This is a genomic window from Erwinia sp. BNK-24-b, assembly GCF_047456155.1.
GTDB lineage: Bacteria > Pseudomonadota > Gammaproteobacteria > Enterobacterales > Enterobacteriaceae > Erwinia > Erwinia phyllosphaerae.
This window is the reverse complement of sequence record NZ_CP179901.1, coordinates 2,419,748-2,445,155: the sequence shown is the minus strand read 5'-3', so window position 1 is coordinate 2,445,155 and position 25,408 is coordinate 2,419,748. Positions and strand designations below refer to the sequence as shown.

At 59.2% G+C, this 25,408-nt stretch carries 20 protein-coding genes; 13 read left to right on the top strand and 7 right to left on the bottom strand.

Annotated features, from left to right (window positions below; all coding sequences use genetic code 11):
- Positions 1-250 precede the first annotated feature (250 nt).
- Positions 251-1,000 (top strand): IclR family transcriptional regulator, encoded by a 750-nt coding sequence (locus tag ACMGGR_RS10895; protein WP_414146839.1) that lies wholly within the window; start codon positions 251-253, stop codon positions 998-1,000.
- A 12-nt stretch (positions 1,001-1,012) separates the two neighbouring features.
- Here ACMGGR_RS10895 and ACMGGR_RS10890 read toward each other — a convergent pair whose 3' ends face one another.
- Complete coding sequence (locus ACMGGR_RS10890) at positions 1,013-2,917, bottom strand: aliphatic sulfonate ABC transporter substrate-binding protein (protein WP_414146838.1); 1,905 nt, start codon at positions 2,915-2,917, stop codon at positions 1,013-1,015.
- Between the two features lie 271 nt (positions 2,918-3,188).
- Here ACMGGR_RS10890 and ssuD point away from each other — a divergent pair, with 271 nt between their 5' ends.
- The 12 genes from ssuD to ACMGGR_RS10830 all read left to right on the top strand — a co-directional run bounded on the left by ssuD (position 3,189) and on the right by ACMGGR_RS10830 (position 17,621).
- Complete coding sequence (gene ssuD, locus ACMGGR_RS10885) at positions 3,189-4,346, top strand: FMNH2-dependent alkanesulfonate monooxygenase (protein WP_246759208.1); 1,158 nt, start codon at positions 3,189-3,191, stop codon at positions 4,344-4,346.
- A gap of 25 nt (positions 4,347-4,371) precedes the next feature.
- Positions 4,372-5,448: a dimethylsulfone monooxygenase SfnG gene (gene sfnG / locus ACMGGR_RS10880; protein WP_414148953.1), complete on the top strand. Its 1,077-nt coding sequence runs from the start codon at positions 4,372-4,374 to the stop codon at positions 5,446-5,448.
- Positions 5,441-6,850: an FAD/NAD(P)-binding protein gene (locus tag ACMGGR_RS10875; RefSeq protein ID WP_414146837.1), complete on the top strand. Its 1,410-nt coding sequence runs from the start codon at positions 5,441-5,443 to the stop codon at positions 6,848-6,850. Before sfnG ends, ACMGGR_RS10875 begins: the two co-directional genes overlap by 8 nt.
- A gap of 101 nt (positions 6,851-6,951) precedes the next feature.
- Positions 6,952-8,358: an LLM class flavin-dependent oxidoreductase gene (locus tag ACMGGR_RS10870; RefSeq protein ID WP_414146836.1), complete on the top strand. Its 1,407-nt coding sequence runs from the start codon at positions 6,952-6,954 to the stop codon at positions 8,356-8,358.
- Positions 8,359-8,673: 315 nt separating this feature from the next.
- Complete coding sequence (locus ACMGGR_RS10865) at positions 8,674-10,125, top strand: MFS transporter (protein ID WP_414146835.1); 1,452 nt, start codon at positions 8,674-8,676, stop codon at positions 10,123-10,125.
- Positions 10,118-11,320: an acyl-CoA dehydrogenase family protein gene (locus ACMGGR_RS10860; protein ID WP_414146834.1), complete on the top strand. Its 1,203-nt coding sequence runs from the start codon at positions 10,118-10,120 to the stop codon at positions 11,318-11,320. Before ACMGGR_RS10865 ends, ACMGGR_RS10860 begins: the two co-directional genes overlap by 8 nt.
- 17 nt (positions 11,321-11,337) lie before the next feature.
- The gene (locus ACMGGR_RS10855; protein ID WP_414146833.1) at positions 11,338-12,543 is read left to right on the top strand and encodes an SfnB family sulfur acquisition oxidoreductase; all 1,206 of its coding nucleotides are present in this window, start codon (positions 11,338-11,340) and stop codon (positions 12,541-12,543) included.
- A 10-nt stretch (positions 12,544-12,553) separates the two neighbouring features.
- Entirely contained in the window at positions 12,554-13,750 is a 1,197-nt protein-coding gene (locus ACMGGR_RS10850; protein ID WP_414146832.1) for an SfnB family sulfur acquisition oxidoreductase, read from the top strand.
- Positions 13,747-15,123 (top strand): LLM class flavin-dependent oxidoreductase, encoded by a 1,377-nt coding sequence (locus ACMGGR_RS10845; protein ID WP_414146831.1) that lies wholly within the window; start codon positions 13,747-13,749, stop codon positions 15,121-15,123. The genes ACMGGR_RS10850 and ACMGGR_RS10845 overlap by 4 nt, the downstream gene beginning before the upstream one ends.
- The gene (locus ACMGGR_RS10840) at positions 15,120-15,911 is read left to right on the top strand and encodes a MetQ/NlpA family ABC transporter substrate-binding protein (protein WP_414146830.1); all 792 of its coding nucleotides are present in this window, start codon (positions 15,120-15,122) and stop codon (positions 15,909-15,911) included. The genes ACMGGR_RS10845 and ACMGGR_RS10840 overlap by 4 nt, the downstream gene beginning before the upstream one ends.
- On the top strand, positions 15,911-16,987 hold the full coding sequence (locus tag ACMGGR_RS10835; RefSeq protein ID WP_414146829.1) for a methionine ABC transporter ATP-binding protein: 1,077 nt from the start codon (positions 15,911-15,913) through the stop codon (positions 16,985-16,987). Before ACMGGR_RS10840 ends, ACMGGR_RS10835 begins: the two co-directional genes overlap by 1 nt.
- On the top strand, positions 16,971-17,621 hold the full coding sequence (locus tag ACMGGR_RS10830; RefSeq protein ID WP_246759219.1) for a methionine ABC transporter permease: 651 nt from the start codon (positions 16,971-16,973) through the stop codon (positions 17,619-17,621). The genes ACMGGR_RS10835 and ACMGGR_RS10830 overlap by 17 nt, the downstream gene beginning before the upstream one ends.
- A 12-nt stretch (positions 17,622-17,633) precedes the next feature.
- Here ACMGGR_RS10830 and ACMGGR_RS10825 read toward each other — a convergent pair whose 3' ends face one another.
- From ACMGGR_RS10825 to ACMGGR_RS10800, 6 genes are all read right to left on the bottom strand, one after another.
- Positions 17,634-18,800: an MFS transporter gene (locus ACMGGR_RS10825; RefSeq protein WP_414146828.1), complete on the bottom strand. Its 1,167-nt coding sequence runs from the start codon at positions 18,798-18,800 to the stop codon at positions 17,634-17,636.
- A 74-nt stretch (positions 18,801-18,874) separates the two neighbouring features.
- Positions 18,875-19,879, bottom strand: coding sequence for a substrate-binding domain-containing protein (locus ACMGGR_RS10820; RefSeq protein WP_246759221.1), 1,005 nt, complete (start codon positions 19,877-19,879; stop codon positions 18,875-18,877).
- 28 nt (positions 19,880-19,907) lie between these two features.
- On the bottom strand, positions 19,908-21,308 hold the full coding sequence (locus ACMGGR_RS10815) for a sucrose-6-phosphate hydrolase (RefSeq protein WP_414146827.1): 1,401 nt from the start codon (positions 21,306-21,308) through the stop codon (positions 19,908-19,910).
- Positions 21,305-22,678 (bottom strand): sucrose-specific PTS transporter subunit IIBC, encoded by a 1,374-nt coding sequence (locus ACMGGR_RS10810; RefSeq protein ID WP_414146826.1) that lies wholly within the window; start codon positions 22,676-22,678, stop codon positions 21,305-21,307. Before ACMGGR_RS10810 ends, ACMGGR_RS10815 begins: the two co-directional genes overlap by 4 nt.
- A gap of 28 nt (positions 22,679-22,706) precedes the next feature.
- Positions 22,707-24,293, bottom strand: a complete 1,587-nt coding sequence (locus ACMGGR_RS10805; RefSeq protein ID WP_414146825.1) for a carbohydrate porin — start codon at positions 24,291-24,293, stop codon at positions 22,707-22,709.
- Between the two features lie 116 nt (positions 24,294-24,409).
- Positions 24,410-25,327, bottom strand: a complete 918-nt coding sequence (locus ACMGGR_RS10800) for an aminoimidazole riboside kinase (RefSeq protein WP_414146824.1) — start codon at positions 25,325-25,327, stop codon at positions 24,410-24,412.
- Between the last annotated feature and the right edge of the window lie 81 nt (positions 25,328-25,408).

Sequence of the window (25,408 nt, the reverse complement as noted above, 5' to 3'; positions counted from 1 at the left end):
TGAGCTGATTAACTAACTGACCACGCCGCTATTGTCCGGCGTGGTCAGCTTTTATGTTACTTCAGGACCGATATTTACTCGCCCACGGTAATATCCGTTACCGCTTTACCCTTCATCATGCCAGTGTTATTCAAACTTCGTTTTAACCACTCATTTTCTATAGCCTGCCTGATGTCACCGCTATCCTCTGTTCAAGCTGTCCACTATGTGGATAATGAGGCCGGTTACTGTCATAACCTACAGGCTACTCATGAGCACCGATCGCGAAAACAACGGTTCCCAGGTTATTGCCCGCGCGGCAACGCTGCTGCGCGCGCTGGAACATCAGCCCGCCGGAATGACTATTTCCGCGCTGTCCCGGCAGGTAGAGCTACCGCGCACTACCGTTCACCGCCTGGTAGCCTCGCTGGAAAGCCAGCAGCTGCTGATCGTAAGCGCGGGGGAGGTGAAGCTTGGCCCGGCACTGGCACGGCTGGCGGCGTCGGCCCATACCGATGTCATTGCGCTTTCCCGTCCGGCAATGGAAGCGCTGGGGCGACGCACCCGCGAAACGGTCGATCTTTGCGTCTGGCGGGGCAGCCATGCGGTGTCGGTCAGCCAGTTTGTCTCCGATCGGGAACTGCGCGTGGTTTCCGCCGTAGGTACCGCCTTTCCCTGTCATTGTACCGCGCATGGCAAGGCGATCCTGGCGCAGTTAAGCAACCAGCAAATCAGCGAGATGCTCGCCGGGCATCTCGATCTCCGTACCGAACAAACGCTCCGCACGCTGCCCGCCATTTTGCAGGGCGTTGAGCAGGTGCGCGCCAGTCACTACGCCATTGATCGCGAAGAGCATGCACGCGGGGTCTGCGGCCTCGGCGTTTATATCAAAACCAGAGTGAACGAGCATTACGCGATTTCCCTGGCCGTGCCGGCGATACGCTTTGACGAAGAGTTTGACCATCTGCTTTCCGCGCTGTTGCAGTGCAAAGCCGAAACGGAAGCGCTGCTGGCTGGCTGACGCAAAGGCGGCTCAGACCAGCTCTACAGAGTTATAAACCGTTACCGCATCGCGTACATTAATGGCACGCGGCAGCAGGCCCAGCGCGAAGAAGCGGTCAGCGATAGCCTGCTGTTGGCGCACGATAGCTAAATCCATCCGCCGTGTCTGATGGCTGCGGCGCGTTAAGGCATGCGCCAGCGAAGCGTGCGACAGGCCCAGCTCGGCCGAGAGCAGGGCGGCGGCCTCGTCGCGGCGGGTATCGATATAGCGTCCGGTCTGTTCCAGCGCGCCCAGCAGCGTCTGCAATAAATCGTCAGAACGCGCGATAAGATCGCGGTGCGCCAGGTAAAACTGATGGTTGTTGACCCGACCCGTGCCGCTGGCGATCACCCGTAAATCGCGCTCGCGCTCCGCCTCGCTAAGCAACGGATCCCACATCATCCAGGCATCGACGGCGTGACGATCGCTGGGCGTTAAAGGATATTTCGGCGGCGCGTAAACGATGCGCACGTCGTCCAGCGACAGGCCCGCTTCGTCCAGAATCTGCAACAGCAGATAATGCACGTTGGAGCCTTTATTCACCGCAATACGTTTACCTTTTAGATCGGCAATCGTCTGGATAGCGCTGTCGGCGGCCACCAGCAAAGCCACGCTCTGCGGCGCGGCGGGTTCATAAGCCACATAGCGCAGCGGCGAATGGTTTGCCTGGGCGAACAGCGGCGGCACTTCGCCCGTGGTGCCAAAGTCAATCTCATGGTTATCCAGCGCGTGCAGCAGCTGCGGCCCGGCAGGAAACTCGCACCAGAGCACGCTCACGCCCTGATGCATAAACAGCGTTTCCAGCGTCTGGCGCGCTTTTAAAATGCCCAGATTGCCAAACTTCTGGTAGCCGATGCGCAGCTCGCGCTCGCCCGCGGGTGCGGCTTCCCGTGCGGAAGAGCGGCCTGTCGGCAGGCTGCGGCGCGGCTTAATCAGGCCCAGATGCCCCAGATGAGTGCGCAAAGTATTGCGGCTGATACCCAGCAGCGCCGCCGTTTGTAGCTGATTATGCTGGCACTGCTCAAAAGCGTGACGCACCAGCGCATCCATAACTTCCTGATAAACCGGCCCGCTATGCTGTTGCAGGTGCTGACGCAAAAATCTGTCCAGCGAATTTTCCGCCTGCGGCAGCGCTTCGACAGGCGAGCTAAGGCGCAGCTGGTCGGCGGTAATCAGCGTTTGCTGACTCAACAACACGGCATTATGCAGCGTATTTTCCAGCTCGCGGATATTGCCGGGCCAGCGCCAGGCGACCAGCGCCGCCATCGCCTCTTCGCTAAGGCGCAGCTGCGGGCGGCCAAGACGGCGGGCATAGAGCGTCAGAAAATGGTTAGCCAGCAGCGGAATATCCTGGCTACGCTGGCGCAGCGGCGGCAGCGTCACTTCCGCGACGTTAAGACGGTAATAGAGATCTTCCCGAAAACGTTTTTCCCGGATGGCACCGGTAAGATTGACATGGGTCGCTGCAATTACCCGCACGTCAACGCTAACCGCACGATGGGAACCGACGCGAGTAATTTCCCGCTCCTGCAATACGCGCAGCAGCTTGACCTGTAGCGGCAGGCTCAGCTCGCCGATTTCATCTAACAGCAGCGTGCCGCCCTCGGCCGCCTCAAACCAGCCCTGCTGCTGGCTGGTCGCGCCGGTAAACGCGCCTTTCTCGTGACCAAACAGTTCTGATTCCGCCAGGCTCTCCGTCAGCGCGCCACAGTTTACCGCCAGAAAAGGGCGATCGCGCCTTGGGCTGTGCTGGTGCAGGTAGCGCGCCACTACCTCTTTCCCCGTACCGGTTTCGCCTGTGATCAGCACCGTGGCATCGCCGGGCGCAAGGCGATCCAGCACGTCTTTAAACGCGACGGAAGCGGGGTCGATTAAATCGGCAACGGAACTGGACATAGCTTTCTCCGGTAAAAGTCTCTGCCGCTAACATAACCTTGCTGGTTAGCAGTGACGAGAGTCCTTTCCTGCCCGCTGCTGCAAATGCAGCAGGTGACTGACAGTAGTTGCTGCATTCGCAGCAATCAGGTTTGTCCCCGAAAAAATTATCTTGTTGATTTTAAAGAATTTAAAAAGCCCGCCCGCCTGGCACGCTTCCTGCACATGTCTATATAACCAAAGATAATGCCGCTAATGAATAAATTAAGATAACGTTATAAGGAAAGTGAGAATGAGCGCCTCGCAGGAAAATCTAAAGCTGTTTTGGTTTCTACCCACGCACGGTGATGGCCGCTACCTGGGAACAGCAGAGGGCGGACGCGCCGTCGATTTGCCCTATTTGCAGCAGGTCGCGCTGGCCGCTGATAACCTGGGTTTCTATGGTGTGTTAATCCCTACCGGAAAAAGCTGTGAAGACTCATGGCTGGTGGCGTCGGCGCTGGCACCCATCACTAAACGGCTGCGCTATCTGGTGGCCGTACGGCCAGGTTTACAACCGCCGACGCTGGCGGCACGCATGGCCGCCACGCTGGATCGCCTGTCGGAAGGTCGTCTGCTGATCAACGTTGTAACGGGCGGCGATCCGGTCGAAAACAAAGGCGACGGCATTTTTCTCAGCCATGCCGAGCGTTATCAGGTAACGCGCGAATTCCTGGAAGTCTATTCGCGGCTGCTGAAAGGTGAAAAAGTCGATTTTGCAGGCGAGCATATCCATGTTGAAGGCGCGGAGGTGCTGTTTCCGCCCGTACAGGAAAACGGGCCACCGCTCTATTTTGGCGGCTCGTCTGACGAGGCTATTGATGTCGCGGCCAACCAGATCGACAGCTATCTGACCTGGGGCGAGCCGGTGGCGCAGGTCGCGGAAAAGCTGGCCGTAGTGCGCCAGCGCGCGGAGCAGCGTGGCCGTCAGCTGAGCTATGGCATCCGTCTGCACGTCATCGTACGCGAAACGGAAGAGGAAGCCTGGGCCGCCGCCGATCGCCTGATCGCGCATCTGGATGACGAAACCATTGCCAGCGCCCAGAAAATTTTTGCGCGCATGGACTCTACCGGCCAGGCGCGGATGAGCGCGCTGCACAAGGGCTCTCGCGAAGATCTGCGCATTGCGCCAAACTTATGGGCAGGTGTCGGGCTGGTACGCGGCGGCGCGGGCACGGCGCTGGTCGGCAGTCCTCAGCAGATAGTCGAGCGCATTCGCGAATACCAGGCGCTAGGCATTGAAAACTTTATCTTCTCTGGCTATCCCCACCTGGAAGAGGCGCACCGCTTTGCCGAGCTGGTGATGCCTTTGTTGCAGACGGAAGGCGAGAAAACACGCCAGCGTACGGTCAATACCGGGCCGTTTGGTGAAACTATCGGCGGCGATCGTCGTCCGGCTAAAAAGAGTTAAGGAGCGCAGCGTGCCAAAGCAACCGATGCAGTTCGCCTACTGGGTACCCAACGTGTCGGGTGGTCTGGTGATCAGCCAGATCCCGCAGCGCACCGGCTGGGATTTTGATTATAACCGCAAGCTGGCGCGTATTGCGGAGCAGGCGGGATTTGACTACGCCTTAACGCAAATCCGTTTTACCGCGGGTTATGGCGCGGACAATCAGCACGAATCCGTCACCTTCTCCCAGGCGCTGCTGGGCGCGACGGAAAGGCTGAAGGTCATTGCCGCTATTTTGCCCGGCCCGTGGAATCCAACGCTTGCCGCCAAACAGATTGCGACCATCAGCCATCTGAGCAATGCCCGCATCGCGGTCAACATCGTCAGCGGCTGGTTTCGCGGCGAATTTAAAGCGATTGGCGAACCCTGGCTGGATCATGAAGAGCGCTATCTGCGTTCCGAAGAGTTTATTCGCTGCCTGCGCGGTATCTGGCAGGAGGAGAGCTTCAGCTTTGCCGGCGACTTCTACCGCTACCGCGACTACTCGCTAAAGCCAAAGCCGCTGATGCCGCAGCCGGAAATCTTCCAGGGCGGCAGCTCGCGTGCCGCGCGTGATATGGCCGCACGGGTTTCCGACTGGTACTTCACCAACGGCAACACGCTGGAGGGCGTTCGCCAGCAGGTGCAGGACATTCAGCAGAAAGCCAAAGAGAACCGGCACCGGGTTAAAATCGGCGTCAACGGCTTTGTCATTGCCCGGCAAAGCGAGCAGGAAGCGCAGCAGGTATTACAGGAGATTCTGGATCACGCGAACCCCGACGCGGTAAAAGGCTTTCAGCATGAAGTGAAAAATGCGGGCAGCGCCTCGCCGGAAGGCGAAGGTAACTGGGCACGCTCCACGCTGGAAGATCTGGTGCAATACAACGACGGTTTCAAAACCAATCTGATCGGCACGCCGCAGCAGATAGCCGAAAGGATCATCGCCATGAAGCACGCGGGGGTCGATCTCATGCTGCTGGGCTTCCTGCATTTTCAGGAAGAGGTGGAATTCTTTGGCCGCGAAGTGATCCCGCTGGTACGCGAACTGGAGCGGCAGATGCAGCCGGAGCTGCACCATGGCTGAGCGGCATATTGTGATTATCGGCGGCGGCTTTACCGGCACGGCGCTGGCAATCCACCTTGCACGCCAGGGAGCCGCAGGCCTGACGGTCACGGTGATTGAACCGCGCGCGCAGTTGGGACAGGGCGTTGCCTATAGCACGCAGGATCCGGCACACCGCATTAACGTTCCGGCCTCGCGCATGCAGCTTTGTGCCGCGCAGGAAGGCGACTTTGAACGCTGGTATCGCGCTTCTGCCGCTTATCAGAATGATGCGGCAAGCCGCTGGCAGGACGGCAAGCTTTATCCGCAGCGTGCGCAGTTTGGGGCTTATGTGGCAGAGCAGTTTGCCGAAGCCGCCCGTTTGCAGGTCAGGCTGGTTCACGTTCAGGATCGCGCCGTGGCGCTGCGGGAAGGCCAAATTCTGACGGCAGCAGGACGCGCTTACCGGGCAGACGAGGTCGTACTGGCAATCAGCCATCCGCCGCCCGCCTTGCCGCGCCTCGTGCAGCAGGCGCTGGCGGAGCATCCGGGCCTGATCGCCAATCCGTGGCTGCCGCAGGCGCTGGCGAAAGTGGGCAGTGAAGATCGCGTCGCTATTATTGGCTCTGGCCTGACGATGGCCGATGTGGTCGCCTCTCTTCAGCTACAGGGTCATCGTGGCCCGATAACCGCTTTTTCACGCCGTGGCCAGCTGCCACGCAATAACGTCAGCGGCGACTATGACGCCCGTCCGCTTGATTATCACCACATGCCAGTAACCGCTCGCGGCTGGCTACGACGCGTAAGGCAAGAGGTAGCGCAGGCGGCAGAAGAAGGCGTGCCGTGGCAGCTGGTGCTGGACGATATTCGCTTTCATGGCCAGCAAATCTGGCAGCAAATGGCCTTAAAAGAGCAGCGGCGTTTTTTACGCCACCTGCGTCCGTGGTGGGACGTACATCGCTATCGAATCGCCCCGCAGGTCAGCAAAGCGCTGGAAGAGGGGCAGCACAGCGGTCAACTGCGCGTGCTGGCGGCAAGGCTGGTAGCGGCCAACAGCGAAGGTGCAGAAATTGCGCTGAGGCTACAGCCGCGTAAAGGTACGGCAACCACCCTCGTCGTCGATAAACTGATTGTTACCACCGGCCCGGCGCACGGTTCACTGCTGAGCAGCGACAGCCTGCTGGGCCAGCTGGCCGCCGAGGGGCTTATTCAGGCCGATCCGCTGGGGCTGGGCATTCTGGTTGACGCGCGGTCGCAAACCCTGAACCGCAGCGGCACGGCCAACCCGCATCTGCACGTCGTCGGCCCGGCGGCGCGTGGGCGCTTTGGCGAACTGATGGGCCTGCCGCAGGTGGCGGAACATGCCGAAGCGCTGGCTGAAAAGTTGCTTAACACATCGCCGCCGGTGCCGCGATGTTGTCCTTCACTGCACGCTTCCCGTTAATACTTCAATCGCGGATCCGTCGGCAATAGCTATTGCCGACAGGCCGCGCTTTATCTGCATCAATGCCGTTACGCCCGCAAGTGACGGCTATGGAGACCGCTATGCCGCAACGTGAAATTCGACTGAACGCTTTTGATATGAACTGTGTGGGCCATCAGTCGCCCGGCCTGTGGGCGCATCCGCGCGACCGCTCCTGGCAATATAAAGACTTAGCCTACTGGACGGATTTAGCCCGCCTGCTGGAGAAGGGGAAATTCGACGGCTTATTTATTGCCGACGTCCTCGGCGTTTACGATGTGCTGAATGGCAATAACGACGCCGCCATTCGCCATGCGACTCAGGTGCCGGTCAACGATCCGCTGGCGCTGATTACGCCGATGGCGCTGGTTACGGAACATCTGGGCTTTGGCCTGACCGCCTCGCTCTCTTTTGAACATCCTTATCCCTTTGCCCGTCGTCTCTCCACGCTCGATCACCTGACCAAAGGGCGTATCGGCTGGAATATCGTGACCTCTTATCTGGAGAGCGGCGCGCGTAATATCGGTTTTCAGGCGCAAACCGACCACGATGCCCGCTACGACTATGCCGATGAGTACTTACAGGTCGTTTATAAGCTGCTGGAGGGAAGCTGGGAAGAGGGGGCCGTCCTGCGCGACCGCGAGCGGCGTATCTTTAGCGATCCCGGCAAAATTCATCCCATCAATCATCAGGGAACCTTCTTCCAGGTGCCGGGTATTCACCTGTGTGAGCCGTCGCCGCAGCGTACGCCAGTGCTCTATCAGGCTGGCGCGTCCAGCCGGGGTAAACAGTTTGCCGCCGAACATGCCGAATGCGTCTTTGTCGCCGCGCCGTCAAAAGTGCTGCTGAAGAAAACGGTGGCGGATATTCGCCGTCGGGCAGCCGAGGCGGGACGCGATCCGCGCAGCGTACTGATTTTTAATCTGCAAACGGTGATTGTGGGAGAAACGGATAAGGCCGCGCAGGCCAAATGGCAGGAGTATAAAAGCTACGTCAGCTATGAAGGCGCGCTGGCGTTGATTTCCGGCTGGACGGGCATCGATTTTGGTCAGTATCAGCCTGAACAGGTACTGAAGCATCTGCATACCAATGCCATTCAGTCGGCGGTAGAGACCTTTTCTACGGCCGATCCTGACAAACAGTGGACGGTGCAGGCGCTGGCGGACTGGGTCGGTATTGGCGGTTTCGGGCCGCTGCTGGTGGGTAGCGCGACCACGGTGGCCGACGAGCTGCAAAGCTGGGTAGAGGAAACCGACGTCGACGGCTTTAACCTGGCCTATGCCGTCACGCACGAAACCTTTAGCGATGTGGTCGAGCTGCTGGTTCCTGAACTGCAAAAGCGCGGCGTCTACAAGCAGGAGTATCAGCCCGGCACGCTGCGTGACAAGCTTTTTGGTCAGGGACCGCGCCTGAGTGAACCGCATCCGGGAACGGGCTATCGCCGCCACGGGCAAACGGCCATCGCCGAAAACGCGTTTGCCACCGAATAAGCTTTGGCGCAGCGAAGGCAAAACGGGCGCTGGCAAAGCCAGGCTACGGGCGCAGAAGGGTAACGTACTTAAAATCGAAGAAGGCGTAGTGCGGCCGGTAAGTGACGCTGTCACGTTGTCCGCGCCGCGCTATTTCTGTTTCGTCAGTTAATAGCCTTTACCGGGGTAGCCGTGCGCCGCTCTGGCATTTTCTGCTGTCTGAAAAACACTACAACCAATTGAATAAAAAGGCATTTAGGCGGAATTTTTTGTTGTTTTGACATCATTTGGTTTCGTCTTATAACAGGCGAACACCTGCAAAATAACGAGGCAATAATGAGCTCAATTAACCTGGACGACGACATCACGTCGCCGCCGCTATCGGCACCGGTACGCTCGGTCAGCGACGTGGCGCAATTAATCAACAGCAGAGGCAACAAAAACAGCTACGCGCGCTGGATCGTGTTTCTGGCGCTGGGCGGCGTTTTTCTGGACGCGTACGATCTCACCACGCTCTCTTACGGGATTGATGACGTGGTAAAAGAGTTTGGCCTGACGCCGACGCTCACCGGACTGGTCACGTCGTCAATCATGCTCGGCACCATTATCGGCAACCTGGTCGGCGGCTGGCTGACCGACAAGTATGGCCGCTACTCGGTGTTTATGGCCGATATGCTGTTTTTTGTGGTCTCGGCGATTGTGGCTGGCTTTGCGCCAAACGTCTGGGTATTGATTGGCGCCCGGTTTCTGATGGGGATAGGCGTGGGCATCGATCTGCCCGTGGCGATGGCCTATCTGGCCGAGTTCTCTAAGTTCAGCGGTAAGGGCAATAAGGCCGCGCGGCTGGCCGCCTGGTGCCCAATGTGGTACGCGGCCTCGTCGGCCTGCTTTTTTATCATTTTCGCGCTCTATTTTCTGCTGCCGAAAGAGCATATCGACTGGCTGTGGCGCGCTTCGCTGCTGTTTGGTGCGGTGCCGGCGCTGCTGATTATTGCGGTACGCAGCAAGTTTATGAATGAATCGCCACTCTGGGCCGCTAACCAGGGCGATCTGAGCGGCGCGGTCAGGATCCTGCGTGACTCTTACGGCATTACCGCGCACGAAGAAAAACCCGCAGAGAAACCGAAAGCACCGCCAAAGGTTAGCTTTCGCGTTCTGTTTCAAAAGCCTTACCGCGAGCGCACGCTGGTTACGGCAGTAATGAACGTTTGTATCTCGTTTGAATACACGGCTATCGCCTTTTTCCTGCCGTCTATTCTGGCGCAGTTTCTCGGCGCGGGCGTCTTTGAAACCATCTCCGCTTCACTGGGCTTAAACGCGCTGTTCGCCTTTACCGGTGGGCTGCTGGGCATGCGGCTGGCGTGGAAATTTCCGTCGCGTCACGTGGCGATTGCCGGTTTCGCCCTGCAGTTTATTGCGCTGATCTCCCTGGCACTGGTGGGACATCCACAGGCGGTCGCTGGCGTGGTCTTCGCCATCCTGATGCTCGGCCTGTGGCTGTTTGCCGAAGGCTTCGGGCCGGGGGCGCAAATGATGATCTATCCGGCGCTCTCTTATCCCACGCATATCCGCGCCACCGGCGTCGGCTTTGGCCGTTCGCTGTCGGGTATCGGCAGCGCGCTGGCGCTGTTTATCCTGCCAATCCTGCAGGCCTCTTTTGGCACCAATATGTTCTGGATCGTCTCGCTGGCGGCCCTCATTCCCATTTTCTTCCTGATTATCGTGCGGTTTGAACCGACGCGTCAGGACATCGACGATAACGCTACATCCGGAGAACCGCATGTCTGAATCTACTTATGCTGCGCTGGCGGCGCGTTTCCGCCCGATTTTTGCCCGTATTGCCGAAGGTGCCGTCGGGCGTGAACGACAGCGTGAACTGGCATACGAGCCGGTTCGCTGGCTGAAAGAGGCGGGTTTTGGCTCTTTACGCATCCCGCGTGAAGAGGGTGGCCTGGGCGCGACGCTGCCGGAGCTGTTTCAACTGCTGAGCGAGCTGGCCGAGGCGGACTCAAATCTGCCGCAGGCGCTGCGCGCGCACTTTGCCTTTGTCGAAGACCGGCTTAACCAGCCGGACAGCGAATCGCGCCGCCGCTGGTTCCGCCGCTTTGCAGACGGTGAGCTGGTCGGCAGCGGCTGGAGCGAAATCGGCAATCTGAAGCTGGGCGAAGTCTTAACAAAAGTCTCGCCCGCGGCGCAAGGCTGGCTGCTTGACGGCGAAAAGTTTTACAGCACCGGCACGCTTTACGCCGACTGGATTGATGTGTACGCGCAGCGCACCGACAACGGCCGCGACGTCATTGCGCTGGTCAACACGCATCAGCAGGGCGTGGAGCGCGACGACGACTGGGACGGCTTTGGGCAACGCTTGACCGGCAGCGGCACCACGCGCTTTCGCCAGGCGACGGTTGAACAGGAAAACGTTTATGACTTCAGCGAACGCTTTCGCTATCAAACCGCTTTCTATCAGCACGTTCTCTTATCGGTGCTGGTGGGCATTGGCCGCGCGGTAACCCGCGACGTGTCGCAGGCCGTGGCGCAGCGTAAAAGGATCTACAGCCACGGCAACGCGCCGCTGGTCAAACAGGACGCGCAGGTTCTACAGGTTGTCGGGCAAATTTCCAGCCAGGTATTTGCGGTGGAAGCCGCAGTACAGCGGGCCAGCCTGTCGTTACAAAAGGCTTTTGACGCGCGCTGGCTGAACGTTAGCGAAGAGCAGCTGCATGAGGCCAATATTCAGGCCGAGCTGGAAGCGGCTAAGGCGCAGGTTATCGCCAGCGAGCTGGTGCCGCGTGCCGCTACCGAGCTGTTTAACGCGCTGGGCGCTTCCGATACCCGCGTCAGTAAAGCGCTGGATCGTCACTGGCGCAACGCCCGCACCGTAGCCTCACACAATCCCGTTATCTATAAGGCACGCAACGTCGGCGACTGGGAAGTGAACGGCAACGATCCAACCTTTATCTGGCAGATCGGTAACGGCGGCTGAAGCCGCAGGAGCAAAGTATGAGCGTGTCTGAAAATGACCGGGCGCCAGCGGGGGTGATAACCAGCGAAGCGCACGCGCTGGCCGCAGCCAGGGAGGTGGCGGCACTGGCGTTACCCGATGCCGCACATCGCGACAGAGAGCGCCGCTATCCGCTGGAAGCGCTGGCGCTGTTCAGCCGCAGCGGGCTGGGCAGCATTTCCATACCTCGTGAATTCGGCGGCGGTGGGCTGCCGTACCGCACCGTGGCGGAAGTTTTTCGGCTGATCTCCGCCGCCGATCCGTCGCTGGGGCAAATTCCGCAAAATCATTTTGGCCTTATTCAGTTTCTCCGCGATGCCGCCACGCCAGAGCAGCAGCGGGCGCTGTTTGCAGAAATAGTGGCAGGCAAGAGGTTAGGTAACGGCGGCCCTGAGAAGCATACCCGTCATACCCGCGACGTGCAGGCGCGCCTTGCCAGACGCGTGGACGGGCTGTTTTTAACCGGTGAAAAGTTCTATTCCACGGGGGCGCTTTTCGCCGACATCGTGGTAACCACCGCCGTTGATGACAAGGGCGAAGCGGTGATGGCGTTTATGCCACGTACCGCGCCGGGGCTGGAGATCGTTGACGACTGGACGGGAATGGGGCAGCGCACCACGGCCAGCGGCACGGTGCGTCTGACCGCTGTGCCGGTCGATCCGGCGCGGGTGGTGCAGCTACCTTCGGCGGATAAACCTTCACTGCGCGGCCCCGTGTCGCAACTGATCCAGACGGCTATCGATGCCGGGATCGCCAGCGGTGCCTTTACCGAAGCCTGTGAATTTATCCGTCTTCATTCGCGTCCGTGGGTTGATGCAGGCGTGGAGCGTAACGCCGACGACGCGCAACTGCTGGCGGATGTAGGGCGTGTCTGGACGGCGTTACAGGCAGCGGAAGCGCTGCTGCGCCGGGCCGCTACCACGCTGGATGAGGTCGCGCTGCAGCCGCTGGAGGGGGCTACCGCCGCACGAGCTTCCATCGCCGTCGCAGAGGCGAAAGTGTTGACGACGAGCGCCGCCTTAACGGTCAGCGAAAAACTGCTGGAATGGGGCGGCAGCCGCGCCACGTTAAGCGAACACAACCTTGACCGCCACTGGCGCAACGCCCGTACCCATACGCTACACGATCCGGTGCGCTGGAAATATCACGCTATCGGCAACTATTACCTTAATGCGATCTTCCCGGCGCGCCATGCCTGGATTTAAGGAAGAAGTCATGAGTCAGGTAACCCCTAAACGGCCCGCCGCCAGACTGGTTTCTGCGGCCCAGGCGCTTGCCGTCGCCCGCGAGCTGGCGCAGCATTTCCGCGAACAGTCGTCCCAACGCGACCGCGAACGGCAGCTTCCCCATGAGGAGCTGGTGACGCTGTTCGCCTCCGGTCTGGGCGCGATTACCGTTCCAGCCCGCTTCGGTGGCGCGGCGGTATCGACCAGCGTTCTGGCACAGGTTATCGCTATTCTCAGCGAAGCGGATGCCGCCATCGGTCAAATCCCGCAAAACCACTTCTATGCGCTGGAAGTCCTGCGCGTGAACGGTAGCGAACAGCAACAGCAGCGCCTTTATCAGGAGGTATTGCAGGGCGTTCATCTGGGCAACGCGCTGGCGGAATTTCGCACGCAGGCCGCGCATCTTCGCTCTACATCAATCCTGCACGACGGCAACGGCTGGCGGCTCAACGGTCAAAAATCTTACGCTACCGGCGCGCTGTTTGCCGATCGCATTCCCACCGCCGCGCGCGATGCCGCAGGCAAAGAACAGCTGGTGTTTGTGCCGCGCCAGCAGGCTGACGTCAGCGATGACTGGCGCGGATTTGGGCAACGCACGACCGGCAGCGGCACGGTGACGTTTAAGGATGTCAGCGTCGAGGAAGTGGATATCGTGCCTTTTCAAAGCGCTTTTGAGCGGCCAACCACGGTTGGGCCGGTGGCGCAGATTATGCACGCCGCTATCGATCAGGGTATTGCGCGCGCGGCGTTTAACGACATGCTCGATTTTATTCGTACCAGGGCAAGGCCGTGGCCGGACTCGGGCGTAGAGAAAGCCAGCGACGATCCGCTGCTGATTGACCGCGTAGGGCAGATGGCGGCGCGTCTGCAGGCAGGCGAAGCGCTGCTGGAAGAGGCGGGTTATGCGACGGACGAGGCGCAGCAGCAGCCGGACGCACAGCGCGTGGCCGCAGCATCCATCAAGGTTGCCGCAGCCAGAGCCTGGACCACCGAGTGTTCGCTGGCGGCGGCCAATTTGCTGTTTGAGCTTTCCGGCACCCGTGCCGCGCTGACTGAGCACAACCTTGACCGCCACTGGCGCAATGCCCGCACGCATACGCTGCACGATCCGGTGCGCTGGAAATATCCGGCTATCGGCAACTATGTTCTGAACGGCGTGCTGCCGCCGCGCAGGGGAACGATATGAAACCGGCCAAAAAGATCCTGCTTAACGCCTTCAATATGAACTGCGTTGGCCATATCCACCACGGCATGTGGACGCATCCCGACGATCGCTCAACGGACTTTAACGACCTCGGCTACTGGCTGGAGCTGGCAAAAACGCTGGAAAAAGGGCTGTTTGACGGGCTGTTTATTGCCGACATTATTGGCGTTTACGACGTCTACCAGCAGGGCATTATGCTGACCGCCAGCGAAGCGATTCAGTTGCCGGTCAACGATCCGCTGATGCTGGTTTCGGCGATGGCCAGCGTGACCGATCACCTGGGTTTTGGCGTCACCGCCAATCTCAGCTACGAAACGCCCTATGCCTTTGCCCGACGTTTCTCCACGCTGGATCATCTGACCAAAGGCCGTATCGGCTGGAATATCGTGACCGGCTATCTGGACAGCGCGGCCAGAGCCACGGGCGAGCGCGAGCTGCTGGCACACGATCGCCGCTACGATCGCGCCGACGAGTTTCTCGACGTCAGCTATCAGCTGTGGGAAGGGAGCTGGGAGGAGGATGCCGTCGTCAACGATCGGGAGCGTCGCCGGTATGCCGACGCCGCCAGAATTCATCCGATACACCATCACGGCGAGTTTTATCAGCTGGATGGCTATCATCTGTCACAGCCTTCGCCCCAGCGCACGCCGCTGCTGTTTCAGGCCGGAAGCTCGGCGCGCGGGATTGATTTTGCCGCTCGCCATGCGGAATGCACCTTTGTTAACGGCAGTACGCCGCAGGCGATGCGGGCGCAGTCAGAAAGATTACGGCAGGCAGCGACAGCGGCAGGTCGCCAGCCGGATGACATCAAAATATTTATGGGTATTTCGGTTATCGTCGCGGCCACGGCCCGAGAAGCGCAGGAGAAATACCGCGAGTACCTGCGTTACGCCAGCCCGGAGGCCGGGATCGCCCACTTCTCCAGCTCGATCGGCGTCGATCTGGCGCAGTTCGCGCTGGACGAACCGATTGGTGGTGGCGCCACGCGCGCTATTGAATCGGTCAGCAAAGCCTATGACGGCTGGACGCGGCGGCAGCTGCTGGAGCAGCACGCGCTGGGCGGCCGCTATACGGTCATTGTTGGCGATCCCTCACAGGTGGCGGACGAGCTAATCCGCTGGCTGGACGAGGCGGATATTGACGGCTTCAACCTGACCCGCATCCTCAACCCGCAAAGCTATCTCGATTTTATTGAGCTGGTGGTGCCGGAGCTGCAACAGCGCGGACGCTACAAAACGGCCTATCAGCCCGGCCCGCTCAGAAGTAAACTTTTCGGCGGTTCCCGCCTGCCGCAGCGCCATCCGGCGGCTCGCTGGCGCGTGGATGCTGCCTCTCACCATAAGGACAAACGATGAAAGCACTGATTCTGGCTGGCCTGCTGGGCCTGTCCACGCTGGCCGCCGCCGCAGACTACAGCGGGCCGTTGAAGGTGGGCACCACTTCAGCCTTCGCGCCGCCGCTGGAAACGGCGGTAGCGGAAGCAAAAAAACAGGGGCTTGAGGTTAAGCTGATCGAGTTCAGCGACTGGACAGCGCCCAACGTCAGCGTCGAAAACGGCGATATCGACGTCAATCTGTTCCAGCACCAACCGTTTCTGGATAACGCTAACCAGCAGGGCGGTTTTCATCTGGTGAGCTATGCGCCAGCCATTATTAACAACGTGGGGCTTTATTCGCTAAAACACGGCAGCCTGACGCAGATCCCGGACGGCGGCACCGTTGCCATTGCTAACGATCCGATTAACGGCGCGCGCGGCCTGCTGTTGCTCCAGAAAGCGAAGCTGATTCAGCTCCGGCCGGGCGCGGGACTGAAGTCGACGGTAGATGACATTGTGGCGAATCCAAAACATCTGAAAATTCTTGAGGTGGAAGCGGTGCAGCTGTCGCGCTCGCTGGAAGAGGTGGATCTGGCGCAGGGCTATCCGCACTACCTGCGCGCTTCGGACGTTATCGATCCCAATAAGGCGCTGCTATTTGATGGCCTTGAGCATCCCGAGTACGTTATTCAGTTCGTCATCCGCGACGGACATCAGAACGATCCGCGCCTGGAAAAATTTGTCGCGATTTATCAGCACTCGCCGGTCGTTCGCGCCAGCCTTGACCGCTTCTACGGCAAGCTTTATCAGCCGGGCTGGCGTCAGTGATGGCGATGCTAAACTGGCCGCAGGAGGAAGCGCCGCAGCCGGCGGTGGATGAGCACGTCAGGGTCACCGCGCTGAGCAAGCGCTATCCGGGCCAGCAGGTTGACGCGCTGCATCAGGTTACGCTGCAAATTGAGCGCGGCACCATCTTCGGCATCATTGGCCGCAGCGGCGCGGGCAAATCTTCGCTGATCCGCTGCCTTAATCGGCTGGAAGAGCCGACGGCGGGCAGCGTGGTGATTGACGGCGTGGATATCGGCAGCCTGACGGAAAGCGAGCTGGTGAACTGGCGACGCAGTAGCGGCATGATTTTCCAGCACTTTAATTTGCTGTCGGCGAAAACGGTCAGGGAAAATATAGAGTTACCGATGCGGGTCGCGGGCGTACCAAAGGCGCAGCGGCGGCAAAAAGCCGACGAGCTGCTGGCGCTGGTCGGGCTGACTGAAAAAGCGACGGCCTGGCCCGCGCAGCTTTCCGGCGGCCAGAAGCAGCGCGTCGGCATCGCCCGCGCGCTGGTGCACGATCCGCGGTTGCTGCTGTGCGACGAGGCGACCTCGGCGCTGGATCCGGAAACGACCCGTTCGGTGCTGGCGCTGCTGCGCGAAATCAACCGGCAAAAGGGGATTACTATCGTGCTGATTACCCATGAAATGGCGGTGATCCACGATCTCTGCCATCAGGTTGCGGTGCTGGATAAAGGCGAGGTTGTAGAGCAGGGGCCGGTCTGGCAGGTTTATGGCGATCCGCAGCACGAGACCACGCGCCAGCTGCTGAATCCGGGCAGGGAAACGGTCGCGCTACCGGGCCGTCTGACCGCACAGCCGCTTTCCGGGCAATCGCGACCTTTAATCAGCCTGGGCTATCGCGGCGGCGGTGCACTGCCGCAGCTGGCAAAGCTAAGCGCGCTGCTGGGCGACGAGCTGACGCTGGTTGAAAGCACGCTGGAGTGGATTCAGGGCAGGCAAATCGGCCGTCTGGTGCTGCTGGGCAAGACTGACAGCAGCCCGTTCAGAGTAGAAAAAATTCCGGCACAGCTGGCCGATCGCGTGGAGGTATTGGGCTATGTCACTGCAAATTGAGCGTTTATGGCAGGGCGTGCAGGAGACGCTGATGATGGTCGGCGCTTCGTCGCTGGCGGCGCTGTTGCTTGGCCTGCCGCTGGCGGTGGTGCTGGTGATCACCGACCGGAAAAATTTGTTCGCCAGCCCGTTGCTCAACCGCGTGTTGGGCTGGGGGGTTAACCTGTTTCGCTCGGTGCCTTTTTTAATCCTGATGGTGGCGCTGATCCCTTTTACCCGACTGATTGTCGGCACCAGCTATGGCGTCTGGGCAGCCGTGGTGCCGCTGACGATGGCGGCCACGCCGTTTTTTGCGCGCATTGCCGAAGTCAGCCTGCGCGAGGTGGACAAAGGGTTAGTCGAGGCTGCGCAGGCGATGGGCTTTCGCCGCTGGCATATTATCTGGCACGTTCTGCTGCCGGAAGCCCGGCCGGGCATTATCAGCGGGTTTACCATCACGCTGGTTACCATGATCAACGCTTCCGCGATGGCGGGTGCTATCGGGGCAGGTGGGCTGGGCGACCTGGCTTATCGCTATGGCTATCAGCGTTTTGATACCCAGGTAATGGTTACGGTGATTGTGGTGCTGGTGGCGCTGGTCACGGTGCTGCAGTTTTGCGGCGACCGCCTCTCTAAAAGGCTGAATCGCCGTTAGGTTCGGAAGGGGCTACATGCTGACCCGCCGTGACAGCAGCGCCACCGCCAGCAGCAGCGCGGTCACCATCAGAAAGGCGATGGGCAGCGAGCTGACGTGGGCGATAAAGCCGATACTGGCGGGGCCAGCCAGCACGCCGATATAGCCCAGCGTGGTCATGGCAGGCACGGCCGTGGCCTGCGGCATACTTTTCTGACGGCCAATGGCGGTAAACATCACCGGCACGATGTTGGCGCAGCCGATACCGATCAGCAGGTAGCCGACCAGCGCGAACTGCCAGGAAGGGATTACTACCGGCAGCGCCAGACCGGCAGCGGCAGTCAGCGCCCCCAGCAACACCACTTTTTCACGGCCAAAGCGCGCGACGATGCGGTCGCCGGTCAGGCGGCCAACGGTCATCGCGGTAGCAAAAAAGGCAAAGCCCAGCCCGCCCAGGGTTTCCGGCATGGCGCGATGTTCAGTCAGGAACACTGCACTCCAGTCCAGCACCGTGCCTTCCGCCAGGAATACGGCAAAACAGATGGCGCCAATGGTCAACACCGCGCCTTTTGGCAAGGCAAAGGCCGGGCCTTCCGGCGGATTAGCCCAGGTAAGCAGACCACGAAAGCTGTAAGCCAACAGCAGCAGCGAAAAGATAGCCGCAACCATGCTGGCCCCGAACGGCGTCAGGCCGCTCGACATCATGCCGCTGACCGCACCCGCGCCCGCAATGCCGCCAAGGCTGTAAAAACCATGAAAGCCGGACATCATCGGCACCGGCGCGGCTTTTTCTACCAGGATCGCCTGCACGTTCATCGCGCAGTCGGTGGTGCCTACGCCCATGCCAAAAATCAGCAGCACCAGCGCCAGTAGCGCGGGGCTGGGCAGGATCGCCAGCAAAGGCAGCATCAGGCAGAAAGCCAGCGTGGCGAGAGTCATTACCGCCCGGCAGCCAAAGCGGGTTGTCAGATAGCCGGTCAGCGGCATCGCTACCAGCGCGCCGACCCCCAGGCAGAGCAGCAGCATCCCCAGCGTCCCGTCGTTAACCCCGGTATTCATTTTGGCGAAGGGCACCAGCGCGGACCAGCCAGCGGTGGCGAAGCCCGCCACAAAAAACATAATTCGCGTGGCGTTTTGCTCACGCCTGGCGGGCGTTTCTCTGGTGGCGTTTTCCTTCAGCGTGTCGGCGTAGTCGGGCATGGGCAGCAATACTCCAGAATCAGTGGAACAGAGATGGATTTACTATAGCTAAAACTTGCCGACACGGTTCACGCTTACTTCGCCCGTCGTTTCACCTGCGCAGGCAGATAAATTTGCGGTTTTTCCAGCGGCTTGCCGTCGATAAGCGCGGTCATGGTTTCAAAACAGCACCAGGCGAGCTGGCGATTATCCTGCATTACCGTATCGATTTTTACCGACAGCGCGTCATAGAGATAGTGATCGTCAAAGCTGCATAGCCTGATCGGTTCAGCCAGCAAATGATGCTGGCTGAGATAGCGTAAGACGCCTTCCTGAAGACCGCAGGCCGCGCAGTAGAGCGCTTCCGGCAGGCGACCCAGCCGCATGACCAGTTCGGCAAACATCTCATAACCCGAGCTGGCGTTGTAGTGACCGTGCATTATCCACTCCGGCTTTTCCTCCAGCCCCGCCTGCCGCAACCCCTGACGAAAACCCGCCAGCCTGTCGCGCGTAGGGGAAATGCGCGGCTGGCCGCCGAAGAAGTAGAATTCGCTCACTTCACGGGCTATCGGCTCAACCAGTTTTGTCGTGGAGTCGATGGATTCTGAAATCACTAACGGCAGGGCCGATTCGCCCAGATGGCGGTCAAACAGCAGCACCGGCAGCTGCTTAGTGAGCTGCTGATATTCGTTGTCGTTAAGCTGGCTGGAAGCGACAATCAGCCCGTCGACCTGACGCTGGATCAGATTATTCACCGCCAGCGTTTCCTGGCTGCTGTTCTCATCGGTGCAGGCGATCAGCAGCTGCAGGCCCGCGTCGCGGCACAGCGTTTCCAGCGCATAGGCAAAAGTGGCAAAACCGTGGTTCGCCATTTCCGGCACCACCAGCCCAAGGGTATGACTGCGGGAGGCATTAAGGGCGCGGGCGTGGATGCTGGGTTGATAGTTCGCCATGCGGGCAATTTCGGTTACCCGCAGGCGAGTTGCTTCCGCGACGCGCAGCTCTTTTCCCCGGCCGTTAAGCACCAGGCTGGCGGTGGACTTAGAGACGCCGGCCATGCTGGCGATATCGTTGATGGTTACGCGTTTAGGCTTATTCACGGTCTTTTCACGGTGATGGCTGAGCGCGTTATACTACCATGCACGACCTGAGTTGCCAGTAATCAACGCTTAGCGTGGCCTCTCCGTGCCAGACCACCGTGGGTGGGCCAGCGGGAAAATAGCGCGCCGACATCACGCCTTCGCCATCGTTAATAAAAATTTCAATGCTCGAACGATCGCAAAGAATCTCTAACGCCACAACCTTACCTTGCCAGTAGCGGTGCTCGGTCTCGCCGCTGCGCCGGTTCCGTCGGCTAAGCTGAAGACCTTCTTCACTGCACCGTAGCCAGAGCAGGTTGCCGAAGCAGGCTGACCAGTTTCCTGTCGGGGTTATTTTGAGTTCCGCCTGGCTTATCGCCAGCTCAGGCAGCAAAGCGGCCACGTTCTGTAAACCAGCATGCTGCTGGCGTAGCTGCTGTAGCTCTCTGGCCGGACGCTGTCGTAGCCTGCCCTGTTCCAGCGTCAGCTCACGCAGGCAGGTCATGGTATGGATCCAGCCCTGGCTGATAGTCGGCTGATAAAACTCATCCTCATCCGGCACGCCCATCCAGCCCACCAGCATCCTGCGTCCGTCGTCGCTTAGCGTGGTTTGCGGCGCGTAAAACTCAAAGCCGTGGTCCAGTTCCGCAAAGTCGCCATGCCTGAAGCTGGCCGCCTCATAGTCCAGCCTGCCGATAAAATAGCCGCTCTGGTAAGTGTTCAGCCATGCTTTCTCCTGCGCGGCCAGCCCCTGTGGGCACACTACCAGTACTTCTTTGTCATCCAGCGGAAAAAGATCCGGACACTCCCACATATAGCCAAAATCCGCCAGGCCGTTAAGATGTGCGCCCGCCATATCGCCCAGCAGCGTCCATTCCTGTAGCGTCTGCCCGCGATAAAGCAGTACTTTGCCCTGCCGGGCCAGATTCTGCGCGCCCAGCACCATGTACCAGACATCGTTATGTCGCCAGACTTTGGGATCGCGAACGTGCCCGCTATACCCCTCCGGCAGACTGATTACCGGACCGGCTTTCGTTACCTCACCTGCGGCGTTGATCCTTGCCAGGCATTGCCAGGCGGTGCGGCCATCCTTAAATTTAACGTTGCCGGTATAAATAAGGGAGAGGGTGCCGTTATCTGATACTGCCGAGCCGGAATAGCAGCCGTGCGTTTCATAGGCCTCAGCGGGAGCCAGCGCCAGCGGCTCGTGGCTCCAGTCGAGCAGGTTATCCGAGCGCCAGTGTCCCCAGAACTTTGCTCCGTGCGCGCAGGCCAGCGGATTCCACTGATAAAAAAGGTGCCAGACGCCGGCAAGCTGGATAAAGCCGTTGGGATCGTTCATCAGGCCGACCTGAGGCGAAAGATGCCAAGCCGGACGATGCGGATCTTCGCCCGTATGGCGGTTCATTACCGCTTGCAGCGCGCGGTTAAGCAGTTGCGCTTCCGTCATGCTTTTTCCTCAACGTTATATTTCAACAGCAGCGACAGCGTAAAAGCGACGCTGAAGGCAAGAACCATGCCGATGATATAGGAGAGCAGCGAGCCGGGCTGTACAATCGCCATGCCGGGCAGGGCGGTCAGGCCAACCGCCGTCATGCCCACGTGCATTAGCACGACAAAAGCGCCGCCGACTGACCCACCGACAATACCGGCGATAAAGGGCTTCATAAAACGAAGGTTTACGCCAAAAATGGCCGCTTCGGTAATGCCCAGCATGCCGGATAGCGCGGAGGGCAGGACGATGCTGCGAATTTTAACGTCGCGGGTTTTAAACCACACGGCCAGGCAGGCACCGGCCTGAGCGATATTTGCCATCGACCAGATGGGTAGCAAAAAGTTAACGCCAATATGGGGATTGCCCAGCAGGCCAGCTTCGATAGCATGAAAACTGTGGTGAACGCCGGAAATCACAATCACCGAATAAAGTCCGCCAAACAGCAGCCCGGCCAGCCAGCCCGCATGGGCGATCAGCGTGCTCAGCACCAGCGAGATACCGTCGCCCAGCGCGCGTCCGGCCGGGCCGATGATCAGCATCGCCACAAAGCCGGAAATAATCACCGTTAAAAATGGCGTAACGATAATATCCAGCGCGTTCGGCACCATTCGCCGCAATCTTTTTTCCAGCATGCTCATAAACCAGACCGCGAGCAGCACCGGGAAAACGGTTCCCTGATAGCCGACCATCGCGATATCCAGCCCGAATAAGCTCATGGTTTTTACGCCACCCGCCACGCCCCAGGCATTGGTTAACGCCGGATGGGTAAGGATGCCGCCCAGCGTTGCCCCCAGATAAGGATTGCCGCCAAATTCACGCGCGGCGGTAAAGCCAATCAGAACAGGTAAAATGATAAAGGCCGCCGAGCTGAACATATCCAGCATCACAAACAGCGCGCTGCCTGCATTTACCCAGCCATAGGTTTTCATCATGCCCAGCAGGCCCATCAGCACGCCGGAAGCAACGATGGCGGGAATGATCGGCACAAAAATATTGGACAGCAGCCGGGCGATGCGCTGCGCCGGATTCAGTTTACGGGCCGCCACCGCTGCTGCCTCGCTTTTACTGGCTTCGCTGGCACCGGCGATCTGAATAAAAGCAGCATGCACTTTATTAACGATGCCGCTGCCAAAAATGACCTGCATCTGACCCGCATTCTGGAAACAGCCTTTTACGCCTTCCAGCTCGCCGATCGCTTTTTTATCCGCAAGGCTGTCGTCAACCAGCACCAGTCTGAGGCGCGTGGCACAGTGCGCGGCGGAAGCAATATTTTCTTTACCGCCAAGCAGCGGCAGTAGCGCGCTGGCAATTTTATCAAAATTCATTTTATACCCCGGGTTAAAAGGTTCTCGATCAGAACCAGGTTTCCATTTGAACGCCAAAATTCCATTCGCCGCCGGCGGTAAAGCCGCTGGTGCCGAAAGCGTCATCGCTGGCGTAGCGGTCTAACGCGCGATCCCAGTCCATCCAGCTGACAAAGAAGCGGATTTCCGGTCGGCTTAAAAATTCGCCGATATCGCCGGGCTTGAAGGTGGGCGCGAAGGTCAGCTTGTAGAAACCGCCGCTAACGTTTTGTCGGCTTTTGAAGCCTTCAGGATTGAGATCCATATACTGATAGCTGCCCTCGTAGGCCAGCATAAAGTTCTCGTTGATTTGTTGCAGAACGCGGGCGTTGGCGGTTACCCAGCGATAGTCGTCGCCCTGGATATAGCGATCTTTACTCTGTTGGGCGAGCAGCGCGGGTGCAAGGCTCCAGGTTTTATTCAACGGCGTCATGCCGTAGGAAGCCAGCCGCCACGTATTGGCGCTGCCCGTCAGGTTACCGTCTGAGCCGATACCTTTCACTTCCGCGCCCAGGCCATGACCATAGAGCAGCGCGGTTTTCGACTGGCCTTCACGCAGGCCGTAGAAGCTGTCGCCGTGCCAGGCAAGCATGGCGTGAACGCCGCTGTCGCCCGCGTTATCGCTACGTGCCGCGCTGTTGATCCGCTGGTCATTATCTTTGGCGCGCAGCCCGCTGAGCATGAACTGCAAAGGGCCGCTAAAGGTGTTGGCCGTAGCGATGTAGTTCTGAATGGTGTTATCGAGAGTTTCGATATCGCCAAAGTTACGGCCATATACAGAGAAGTTGCTTTTGACGTTTTCTGACCAGTGCAGGTCATAAATCCCGCCGCCGGTTCCGGCCAGAAACACAACGTCGGAATCAAGCCAGTGAATATCAAAGTTGTCGCGGTCAAAACGCTTACCGGCCCACAGCGTGGTGTTATCAAACATGCCGGTAAAGGTGGGCAGATTACCCAGTTCAACGAAGGCCTGACGAATGTTGAGATCGCTGCTGTCTGCCGTCCAGTCGTTATAGTCGCTCTGTCCATCAGCCAGCATGACCTTGAAGCGCGTGGTCGCACCGTTTGCCAGCTCTGTTTTATGTTCAAGGTTAACTTCGACGTAAGTATTGTTTTCATTGCCCAGACGACCGACCGCGCCGCCCGTTTCGCCCGCTGGCGTCAGGTAAGGGCCGCTTTGGGTTGAGGAAGCGGAATCATTCATAATGAGGCCGGAACGGGCATAGGCGTGAAATTCAAAGCCGTCTGCCAGCGTCTTCTCTGAAACCGGTTTAGCGGCAGCCTTGGCCCGCTGTTTTTCTGCTGAAGGCGCAACCGGTGGTTGTGGGCCAGTGGGTAATGCTACCTGAGCTGAGGTTTGCGCCGAAGAAGGGGCTGAAGCAGAGGGTGCGGCTACGGCTGGCTGCGCCTGTGCCAGCCGTTCTTCCGCCAGCCGAGCGCGTTTTTCTGCCCGGTCTGCCCGCGTTTCCGCTTTTTTCACGCGTGCTTCAAGCTGATTTAGTCGTTTTTCAATGGTGCTGAGGTCGGTTTCCGCCATACTTTGCCCGGAAACCGACAGCGCCGCCACGACGGCCAGCGCAAGAGGGGTGACTTTCATTAGTTATTCTCCAGAGGATTGCCCGTTTAGCTAAACCGGTTCGATCAGGAGAATAGAGAAACTGACTCCGCGCTTTCAATCAGTTTCTGCTTTGCTGTTAAGTAAATGTGAACTGCTTAGCACTTTTCCAGCTGCTCAACGCGCGGCAGGGCCGTCATCGCCCCTTTTGCCGTCACCGCCAGCGCGCCGCACTGCTGCGCCAGGCCAATCACGTCAGTCAGGTTTTCCGGTTGCAGAGGGGCTTTCTCACGCATTAAGCCCGTCAGCAATCCGGCGACAAAGGCATCGCCTGCGCCCGTGGTATCAACCACCTCAACCGGAGAGGCGCTAAAATGCGTGGTTTTTCCCTTATGCCAGACGATAACGCCTTCGCGACCCAGCGTGATCAGCAGCAGCGCCGGACGAAAACGCGAACTAAAGGCCGCCAGCGCCGTGTCGGTTTGCTGTTCGCCGGTCAGCAGCTGTAACTCATCCAGAGAAAGCTTGATCACGTCCGCTACGCTAAGCACTTTGTCCATTATCCGCTGCATTTCTTGCCGATCGGACCAAAAATCCTCGCGCAGGTTAGGGTCGAAACTTACCCAGCCCCCGGCAGCATGAATGCGTTCAACGGCGCTGAATGCCGCGCTGCGTGAAGGTTCGGCGCTGAGGGCGATAGAGCAAAAGTGCAGGGCTTCGCCGTGAGAAAAATCAGGAAGGTCTTGCTCCGTTAAAAAAAGATCGGCAGAAGGGCGCACCATAAAGGTAAAGGTTCGTTCGCCTTGCCGATCGAGGCCGACCACCACCGTAGAGGTACGCTGTGCCGGTAGCTGGCGCATAAAACTGATATCAACCTGCTCTTCCTGCAGCTGCTGTTGTAAAAACGCGCCAAAAGGGTCTCCGCCCACCCGGCCAATAAAACCGCTGTTACCACCCAGGCGCGCTACGCCAACCGCAACATTCGCCGGTGCACCGCCGGGACACTGCCGCAGCAGGCCGTCGCTTTCCGGCAGTAAATCAATCACCGCATCACCTAAAACCCAGACTCTCTTCATTGCGCCTCCCGTAAATAGTTACGGTAAGCTAAACCGCTTTAGCGAAATTGGCAATCTCCGATGGCTGAAAAAACGGGGCAG

What these genes read in the sequence shown, in the direction of transcription:
- ACMGGR_RS10895 (WP_414146839.1), top strand. Translation starts at nt 251, where the DNA reads ATGAGCACCGATCGCGAAAACAACGGTTCCCAGGTTATTGCCCGCGCG.
- ACMGGR_RS10890 (WP_414146838.1), bottom strand. Translation starts at nt 2,917, where the DNA reads ATGTCCAGTTCCGTTGCCGATTTAATCGACCCCGCTTCCGTCGCGTTT.
- ssuD (WP_246759208.1), top strand. Translation starts at nt 3,189, where the DNA reads ATGAGCGCCTCGCAGGAAAATCTAAAGCTGTTTTGGTTTCTACCCACG.
- sfnG (WP_414148953.1), top strand. Translation starts at nt 4,372, where the DNA reads ATGCAGTTCGCCTACTGGGTACCCAACGTGTCGGGTGGTCTGGTGATC.
- ACMGGR_RS10875 (WP_414146837.1), top strand. Translation starts at nt 5,441, where the DNA reads ATGGCTGAGCGGCATATTGTGATTATCGGCGGCGGCTTTACCGGCACG.
- ACMGGR_RS10870 (WP_414146836.1), top strand. Translation starts at nt 6,952, where the DNA reads ATGCCGCAACGTGAAATTCGACTGAACGCTTTTGATATGAACTGTGTG.
- ACMGGR_RS10865 (WP_414146835.1), top strand. Translation starts at nt 8,674, where the DNA reads ATGAGCTCAATTAACCTGGACGACGACATCACGTCGCCGCCGCTATCG.
- ACMGGR_RS10860 (WP_414146834.1), top strand. Translation starts at nt 10,118, where the DNA reads ATGTCTGAATCTACTTATGCTGCGCTGGCGGCGCGTTTCCGCCCGATT.
- ACMGGR_RS10855 (WP_414146833.1), top strand. Translation starts at nt 11,338, where the DNA reads ATGAGCGTGTCTGAAAATGACCGGGCGCCAGCGGGGGTGATAACCAGC.
- ACMGGR_RS10850 (WP_414146832.1), top strand. Translation starts at nt 12,554, where the DNA reads ATGAGTCAGGTAACCCCTAAACGGCCCGCCGCCAGACTGGTTTCTGCG.
- ACMGGR_RS10845 (WP_414146831.1), top strand. Translation starts at nt 13,747, where the DNA reads ATGAAACCGGCCAAAAAGATCCTGCTTAACGCCTTCAATATGAACTGC.
- ACMGGR_RS10840 (WP_414146830.1), top strand. Translation starts at nt 15,120, where the DNA reads ATGAAAGCACTGATTCTGGCTGGCCTGCTGGGCCTGTCCACGCTGGCC.
- ACMGGR_RS10835 (WP_414146829.1), top strand. Translation starts at nt 15,911, where the DNA reads ATGGCGATGCTAAACTGGCCGCAGGAGGAAGCGCCGCAGCCGGCGGTG.
- ACMGGR_RS10830 (WP_246759219.1), top strand. Translation starts at nt 16,971, where the DNA reads ATGTCACTGCAAATTGAGCGTTTATGGCAGGGCGTGCAGGAGACGCTG.
- ACMGGR_RS10825 (WP_414146828.1), bottom strand. Translation starts at nt 18,800, where the DNA reads ATGCCCGACTACGCCGACACGCTGAAGGAAAACGCCACCAGAGAAACG.
- ACMGGR_RS10815 (WP_414146827.1), bottom strand. Translation starts at nt 21,308, where the DNA reads ATGACGGAAGCGCAACTGCTTAACCGCGCGCTGCAAGCGGTAATGAAC.
- ACMGGR_RS10810 (WP_414146826.1), bottom strand. Translation starts at nt 22,678, where the DNA reads ATGAATTTTGATAAAATTGCCAGCGCGCTACTGCCGCTGCTTGGCGGT.
- ACMGGR_RS10805 (WP_414146825.1), bottom strand. Translation starts at nt 24,293, where the DNA reads ATGAAAGTCACCCCTCTTGCGCTGGCCGTCGTGGCGGCGCTGTCGGTT.
- ACMGGR_RS10800 (WP_414146824.1), bottom strand. Translation starts at nt 25,327, where the DNA reads ATGAAGAGAGTCTGGGTTTTAGGTGATGCGGTGATTGATTTACTGCCG.